This window comes from Acidovorax delafieldii 2AN (assembly GCF_000175235.1).
Taxonomy (GTDB): Bacteria; Pseudomonadota; Gammaproteobacteria; order Burkholderiales; family Burkholderiaceae_C; genus Acidovorax; species Acidovorax delafieldii_B.
Window position 1 is genome coordinate 1 of record NZ_ACQT01000180.1, and the last position, 7,585, is coordinate 7,585.

The window sequence follows — 7,585 nt, forward strand, 5'->3', positions numbered from 1 at the left end:
GTCCGGCGTGCCCGGCAGCGCCAGTGCGTCATCGAAGCGCCCCATCACCGCCCGGTTGCGAAAGGCGAGCAGCCGCGCGCGCAGCGGCCCGGCGGGCACGGACACCGGCAGGTCGGTTTCGGCTTCGACCTGGTCCCCGTAGTACCGGCGCCAGCGGCCGTCGAGCGCCAGCCCGTTGGATTCGCGTGGCAGGGCCATGCGGGCGGCGCGCACGGCCCAGGTGCTGGTGCGGTATTCAACCATCGCCCCCACCGAATAGCCGCGCGCGTCTGCCGCGTAGTCCCAGGCACCGTGCGTGAGAAACGACCAGTTGAAGAACTGCTCGCGCGGGTCCTTGGCGTAGGGGTTGTTGTCGAAGTAGTCGAGCAGCGAGAACGCGCCGGCGCGGACCGTCCAGCGGCTGGTGCGCGACGCGCCGCCCAGCTCGTTGAAATCGGGCTCAACGGTATCGGGCGCACCGCCGGTGTCCCAGCGCTGCTGGACAAACAGGCGCGCCCGGTACGCCGACAGGTTGGCGCCCGAGGTGCGGGCCAGCTCACCGTTGGACAGCCCGCCGGCGCCGGCAAGGTGCGACAGGGGCACGCCCTGCGCGGCCTCGGGGTTGAAGTGGGCCTCGGCCCCTTGCCAAAGGCGCACGCCGAAGTCGCCGGTGGCCGTGAAGGAGTAGGACTTTTCCCGGCCAGGCACGAGGCTGTTCGGTCCGGTGTAGGCAGCGGCAAACGCCGGCTTGGCCTGCCAGACCCACGTGGCCTGCGCATGCCAAGCCACGGCCGGGGCTGTGCCGGATGGCTCGGCAGATTGCGCCGCTGCGGGCTGGCAAACAGTCGCCACCAGCCACAGGGCAAGCGGGGCCAGGGGCGCTGCGGAACGGGTGCGGCGCCGGGCCGCCGCAATTCGGTGTGTCATGGCGCGCGAGTGTAGCGCCGGCCCATGACACGGCTGCCACGGCCTATTTCGTATCAAATCGGCCTGCAGCGCTTTTATCACAAGCACCAGCAGCTATATTTTCAGTAGCATCACACCAGCTCGAGGGCCACGGCCGTGGCCTCGCCGCCGCCGATGCACAGCGTGGCCAGACCCTTGGTCAGGCCGCGGGCCTGAAGGGCATAGATCAGCGTGACCATGATGCGCGCACCGCTGGCGCCGATGGGGTGGCCCAGCGCGCAGGCGCCGCCGTTCACGTTGACCTTGTCGTGCGAGAGGTTCAGTTCCTTCATCAGCGCCATGGGTACGACGGCAAAGGCTTCGTTGATCTCCCACAGCTGCACGTCGCCCACCTGCCAGCCGGCCTTGGCCAGCGCCTTTTGCGTGGCGCCCAGGGGGGCGGTGGCAAACCACTCGGGCTCCTGCGCGTGCGTGGCGTGGCTCACGATGCGGGCCAGCGGCTTGCAGCCGAGCTTCCGGGCGGTGGATTCGCGCATCATCACCAGCGCGGCTGCGCCGTCGTTGATGCTGGAGCTGGACGCGGCGGTGATGGTGCCGTCCTTCTTGAAGGCGGGCTTGAGACTGGCGATCTTCTCCAGCTTGACCTTGCCCGGTCCTTCGTCCACCGACACCACCGTCTCGCCCGCGCGGGTCTTGACGGTGACGGGCACGATCTCGGCCGCGAAGGCGCCCGACTCGGTGGCCGCCTTGGCGCGCTGCACGCTGGCCGTGGCGAAGGCGTCCTGCTGCTCGCGCGTGAACTGGTACTTGGCGGCGCAGTCTTCGCCAAAGGTGCCCATGCTGCGGCCCGGCTCATAAGCGTCTTCCAGGCCGTCGAGCATCATGTGGTCGAAGATGCGGTCGTGGCCCAGGCGGTAGCCGCCCCGGCCTTTTTGCAGGAGGTAGGGAGCGTTGGTCATGCTCTCCATGCCACCCGCCACCATCACGTCGTGCGTGCCGGCCAGCAACATGTCGTGCGCGAACATCGCGGCCTTCATGCCAGAGCCGCACATCTTGGACAGGGTGACGGCCCCCGCCCCCTTGGGCAGGCCCCCCTTGAACGCGGCTTGGCGCGCTGGCGCCTGGCCCTGCCCCGCCATCAGGCAGTTGCCGAACAGCACCTCACCCACGGCATCGGGCGACACCCCGGCGCGCTCGATGGCGGCCTTGATGGCGGCGCCGCCCAGATCGTGCGCGGCCAGGCTGGAGAAATCGCCCTGCAGCGACCCCATGGGGGTGCGTGCGGCGCCGACGATGACGATAGGGTCTTGCAAAGATGCGGACATGGGAAAGCTCCTGTGGATCAAGTGAAAATGCGCGGTGGTCAGTGGGCCGGGGCGGCGTGCGGAAATCGCCGCTCGGGGTCGTAGGGAAAGACGTCGTACACGTAGCCGGCCCGCACACGCTCCTGGTGCGTCTGCCAGAACGCCACATCGAGCAGGTCGGCGTGGTGCTGCATGAACACGGCGCGCACGGCATCGTTGCCGAGCAGAAAAGGGCCGAAGGTTTCGGGAAACACGTCGTGCGGGCCCACCGTGTACCAGACCTCGCCGCTCATTTCCTCTTCTTCGTTGCGCGGTGCTGGCACGCGGCGGAAGTTGCAGTCGGTGAGATATTCGATCTCGTCGTAGTCGTAGAAGACAACCTTGCCGTTGCGCGTGACGCCGAAGTTCTTCCAGAGCATGTCGCCGGGGAAGATGTTGGCGGCCACCAGGTCCTTGATGGCATTGCCGTATTCGATGACGCTGTGCTCCATCTGCTGGCGCGCACGGGGGTCTGACAGACCGGTGTCGAAAGCTTCCTGCAGGTAGATGTTGAGCGGAATCATGCGCCGCTCGATGTAGAGGTGCTTGATGATGACTTCGGTCTGGCCATCGCCATCGCGGTCGCTGATCTCGAGCTGGCTGGGCGCAAATTTCTCGATCTCGGCGATCAGGGCGTCGTCAAAACGGTTGCGGGGAAACGCAACTTCGCTGTACTCGAGCGTGTCGGCCATGCGGCCCACGCGGTCGTGCTGCTTGACCAGCAGGTACTTGGCCTTGATCTGCTCGCGCGTGGTTTCCTTCGGCGGAGGGAAGTAGTCCTTGATGAGCTTGAACACGAACGGAAAGCTCGGCAGATCGAACACCAGCATCACCATACCCTTGATGCCGGGCGCGATGCGGAACTGGTCGCTCGAATGCTTCAGGTGGTAGAGGAAGTCGCGGTAGAACAGCGTCTTGCCCTGCTTGGCCAGGCCCAGGGCGTTGTAGATTTCGGCGCGGGGCTTGCGCGGCATGAGGCTGCGCAGGAACTGCACGTAGGCGCTGGGCACTTCCATGTCGACCATGAAGTAGGCACGCGCAAAGCTGAAGAGCATCTGCATGTCGTCCTCGCCGAACAGCACCGCATCGATGAACAGCCGGCCGTCATCGGCATGCAGGATGGGCAAGGCAAATGGCACTTCGTTGAAGCCGTTGATGATCTTACCGACCACGTAGGCGCCCTTGTTGCGATAGAACAGGCTGCTGAGCACCTGGATCTGGAAGTTGGCGCGCAGCCTGACCTTGTCGAGCCTTGCGCGCATCGCATCGGCCACGCTACCAGCGTCGCGCTGCAGGTCGGCAAACTCGCGCTGCAGCTGGAAGTTGTCGATGACGCCGCACAGTGTCTGGCGCATGTTGTCGCGCGTGGGGTAGTAGGCGCGGTAGGTCGGTCGCGCGGCGGGCTCGTCGTTTTCGATGTATTCGGTGCTGACGGCCGGCCGCACGAAGATGAAGTCGTTGTGGAAATGCGTGCGGTGCAGGATCTTGGTGGTGACCGAATTGAAGAAGGTCTCGGCCAGCTCAGGCTGGTGGTGGTTCACCAAGAGGCCGATGTAGTGCAGCTTGACCTGGTGCCACACGTCCATGGGCTGTGCGCCCGCGCCAAACTCCTTTTCGAGCCGGCGCACGCATTCCTTCACCCGCAAGTCATAGAACTCGATGCGCTCGCGCTGCGCCCGCTGCTGGCCATGCCAGTCGGCGGTTTCGAAGCGGTGTTTGGCGCGCGCCGATTCGGTGCGAAACAGCCGGTAGTGACGGTTGAAGCCGTCCATCATGGCCTTGGCGATGCCGTAGGCCTGTGGCGCATCGAGCCGCTGGGGGAACATGCCGGTTCCTGCTGGGGCCGGAGATGCCTACTGCCTTTTGACGCTGGCCACGCCCGCAATGGCGGTCTTGTAGAGCGACTCGAGCCCTTCGGTGCTGTCCACGGTCATGTGCAGGTTGTTGATCAGGCCGTCCTTCAGGCCGTAGCACCAGCCGTGCAGGGTGACCTTCTGGCCCCGGCCCCAGGCGTCCAGCATGACGGTGGTCTGCGCGATGTTCACCACCTGCTCAATTGCGTTGAGTTCGCACAGCGCGTCGTGCCGCCACTCGGGCGCAATCGCAGCCAGCAGGTCACGGTGGCGATCACGCACATCCGCCACGTGGCGGATCCAGTTGTCCGCCAGGCCCACGCGCATGCCGTTCAACGCCGCCAACACCCCGCCGCAGCCATAGTGGCCGACCACCATGAGGTGCTCGATATGCAACTGGTCCACCGCGTACTGGATGGTGGACAGGCAGTTCAGGTCCGTGGGCACCACCACGTTGGCCACGTTGCGGTGCACGAAGATTTCGCCCGGCTCCAGGCCAGTGATCTGGTTGGCGGGCACGCGGCTGTCCGAGCACCCCACCCACATGTACTTCGGCTTTTGCTGCGCCATCAGGCCCGTAAAAAAGCCTGGCCGATCACGCTCCATCTGGGCAGCCCAGGCTCTGTTGTGGATGAAAAGCTCTTCAATGGGTGTAGACATGGGGGAAAACTCGCAGGGTTAGGAGGTGCGGCGGATGGATTTCAACAGGTTTCAGCGAACAGTTCGCGGCCGATCAGCATGCGGCGGATCTCGCTGGTGCCGGCACCAATTTCGTACAGCTTGGCATCGCGCCAGAGACGGCCGAGCGGATATTCGTTGATATAGCCGTTGCCGCCGAATACCTGCACGCCTTCCCCTGCCATCCATGTGGCTTTTTCGGCGCACCACAGGATGACGCTGGCGCAGTCCTTGCGCACTTGGCGCACGTGGTCGGTGCCGAGCATGTCGAGGTTCTTGGCCACGGTGTAGGCAAACGACCGGCCCGCCTGCAGCACGGTGTACATGTCGGCCACCTTGCCCTGGATGAGCTGGAACTCACCGATGCTCTGGCCGAACTGCTTGCGGTCGTGGATGTAAGGCACAACGTTGTCCATGACCGCCTGCATGATGCCCAGAGGGCCGCCGGTCAACACGGCACGTTCGTAGTCGAGGCCGCTCATCAGCACCTTGGCGCCCATGTTCAGGCCCCCGAGCACGTTGGCTGCGGGCACCTCCACGTTGTTGAACACCAGTTCACCGGTGTGGCTGCCGCGCATGCCGAGCTTGTCGAGCTTCTGCGCAATGCTGAATCCGGGCATGCCTTTTTCGATCAGAAACGCCGTGACGCCCCGCGCACCCATCTCCGGTTCGGTCTTGGCATAGACCACCAGCGTGTCTGCATCTGGACCATTCGTGATCCACATCTTGCTGCCATTGAGCAGGTAGTAACCGCCCTTGTCCTCGGCCTTGAGCTTCATGCTGATGACATCGGAGCCGGCACCGGGCTCGCTCATGGCCAGCGCACCCACATGCTCGCCGCTGATGAGCTTGGGCAGGTATTTCGCCTTCTGCGCTTCGCTGCCGTTGCGGTTGATCTGGTTCACGCACAGGTTGCTGTGCGCACCGTACGACAGACCCACGGCAGCGCTGGCGCGGGAGATTTCCTCCATGGCCACCATGTGAGCCAAATAGCCCATCGCCGCGCCGCCGTATTGTTCCGGCACCGTGATGCCCAGCACGCCGAGGTCGCCCATCTTGCGCCAGACGTCCATGGGGAACTGGTCGCTGCGGTCGATTTCTGCCGCGCGCGGGGCGATTTCCGCTTGTGCGAAGTCGCGCACTGCATCACGCAACGCGTCGATGTCTTCGCCCAGTTGAAAGTTGAGGCCTGGAATGTTGGCGGGAATGCTCATGGAATATCTCCTCTGATCGATGGAACGGTTTGGTTTTTCTCAGTGGCGTATGTTTTCGCGGCCGGAAACGGCCATCAGGGTGCAACCCATGGTGGCGACCAGCTTTTCTCGCCCCGCATCGTTGGCATAGGCGCGGCCTTCGCACACAGTGATCGTGCGCCCGGGCTTGAGCACCCGGCCCTCCATGCGGAAACGCTGCCCTTGCGACGGGGCCAGCAGGTTGATCTTGAATTCAATGGTCAATACGGCCGCGTCTTCGGCCATCAGCGTGAAACCGGCATAGCCGCAGGCCGAGTCGAGCGCGGTGGCCACCATGCCCGCGTGCAGAAAACCGTGCTGCTGGGTCAGGCCCGGCGCCCAATCCAGCTCGATATCGACCGCGCCGGGCGCCACCAAGCCCAAGCGGGCGCCCAATGTCTGCATGGCGCCCTGCCGGGAGAAGCTGTCGTGCACCCGCTGGGCAAAGCCCGGTGTCTGGACCTCGAAAGGAGTTGAACCCACACTTCCTCCTGATTTACGTTTACGTAAACGTCAATTATCAGTCATTTTTGCTGTTCGACCTTCAGCAACAGCGCACGGGCTTCTTTTTCGTGTTCCTGCACTTCCTCGAGGTTGGCTTGCAGATCGGCCATCTGGTCTTCCAGTTGGCGCCTGTGGACCACCAACACATCCAGGAACTTGCGCAGCTGCACGCCGGTATCGCGGGGGCTGTCATAGAGATCGATGATTTCCTTGGCCTCGCTCAGCGACAGACCAAGCCGCTTGGCGCGAAGCGTCAGACGCAGCCGTGTTCGATCACGGGCACTGTAGATACGGCTGCGCCCCGCCGGCCCGTTGCGTTCGGGCTGAAGGAGACCCATGTCTTCATAGAAACGAATGGCGCGGGTGGTGAGGTCGAACTCTTTGGAGAGGTCACTGATGGTGTAGGTGGTGGCCATGTTGGAGCAGTGCTGCTGGGTAGTATTCCGAGAGGCTGGCGGAGAACCTCTACCTGCGTTGCCGGGACATATGACGTTTACGTTAACGTCAATCGTACCTCATTGCATCGACGCCATAAGTGCCTCCGGGTATCACTTCGCCCGCCCAACGGCGACACCCCAATGTTTGATAGCGCAGCATTTCAAGCCGCACGGGATCCTGTTCAGCGTGCCGATCTTTGGATTTGGCTACTGCGCCAACGTCAAAGTGTCGAGCTGCCGCGTCCTTTTTCAAGAGTGAGCAAGGGCACAAGAAAGTGATCCGAGTGCAGGGCGCAGAGCTCGGTTAGCGGCGCGTGACCGCACCTCGTCAACCGCTCTACCTCGCAGAGCAGGTACCGTTGCTGAAGCTGACGTTGGAATGGTTGAACATTGACCACTTCTACTCACAATGTCCGCATCCCACCTTACGATCATGGGTGTGTCCTGATCCAGCGCGCCCTACGGCGCTGCGCCCGGACGCGGTGAATGCAGCTGGAGCTGGAGGCAGAGTTCTCAGGGCAAGTTTGCGAGGGCCACAGCTGAATATTTCGTGCTGTGGTTGCCGGAGGTGACCGCATAGGGAACCGAACTGAGGCGAGGGGGAATTGCAGCGGCCAGTGTTCGGATCTTTGGCGCGAATGGTTTTTGCGCGG

General features: G+C 63.7%; 7 protein-coding genes. All 7 read right to left on the reverse strand.

Features of this window, described 5'->3' with window-relative positions; all coding sequences use genetic code 11:
• The coding region (locus ACDELDRAFT_RS16835) for a carbohydrate porin (protein ID WP_005799053.1) at positions 1 to 906 on the reverse strand (906 nt) is incomplete at its 3' end.
• Between the two features lie 110 nt (positions 907 to 1,016).
• On the reverse strand, positions 1,017 to 2,210 hold the full coding sequence (locus ACDELDRAFT_RS16840; RefSeq protein ID WP_005799054.1) for an acetyl-CoA C-acyltransferase: 1,194 nt from the start codon (positions 2,208 to 2,210) through the stop codon (positions 1,017 to 1,019).
• A 38-nt stretch (positions 2,211 to 2,248) separates the two neighbouring features.
• Positions 2,249 to 4,054, reverse strand: a complete 1,806-nt coding sequence (gene aceK, locus ACDELDRAFT_RS16845) for a bifunctional isocitrate dehydrogenase kinase/phosphatase (protein ID WP_005799055.1) — start codon at positions 4,052 to 4,054, stop codon at positions 2,249 to 2,251.
• A gap of 27 nt (positions 4,055 to 4,081) precedes the next feature.
• Positions 4,082 to 4,741, reverse strand: a complete 660-nt coding sequence (can, locus tag ACDELDRAFT_RS16850) for a carbonate dehydratase (protein ID WP_005799056.1) — start codon at positions 4,739 to 4,741, stop codon at positions 4,082 to 4,084.
• A gap of 41 nt (positions 4,742 to 4,782) precedes the next feature.
• Entirely contained in the window at positions 4,783 to 5,973 is a 1,191-nt protein-coding gene (locus ACDELDRAFT_RS16855; RefSeq protein ID WP_005799057.1) for an isovaleryl-CoA dehydrogenase, read from the reverse strand.
• A gap of 39 nt (positions 5,974 to 6,012) precedes the next feature.
• Positions 6,013 to 6,396 (reverse strand): PaaI family thioesterase, encoded by a 384-nt coding sequence (locus tag ACDELDRAFT_RS16860; RefSeq protein ID WP_081470158.1) that lies wholly within the window; start codon positions 6,394 to 6,396, stop codon positions 6,013 to 6,015.
• Between the two features lie 119 nt (positions 6,397 to 6,515).
• Positions 6,516 to 6,911 (reverse strand): MerR family transcriptional regulator, encoded by a 396-nt coding sequence (locus ACDELDRAFT_RS16865; RefSeq protein WP_005799059.1) that lies wholly within the window; start codon positions 6,909 to 6,911, stop codon positions 6,516 to 6,518.
• Positions 6,912 to 7,585: the final 674 nt, after the last annotated feature.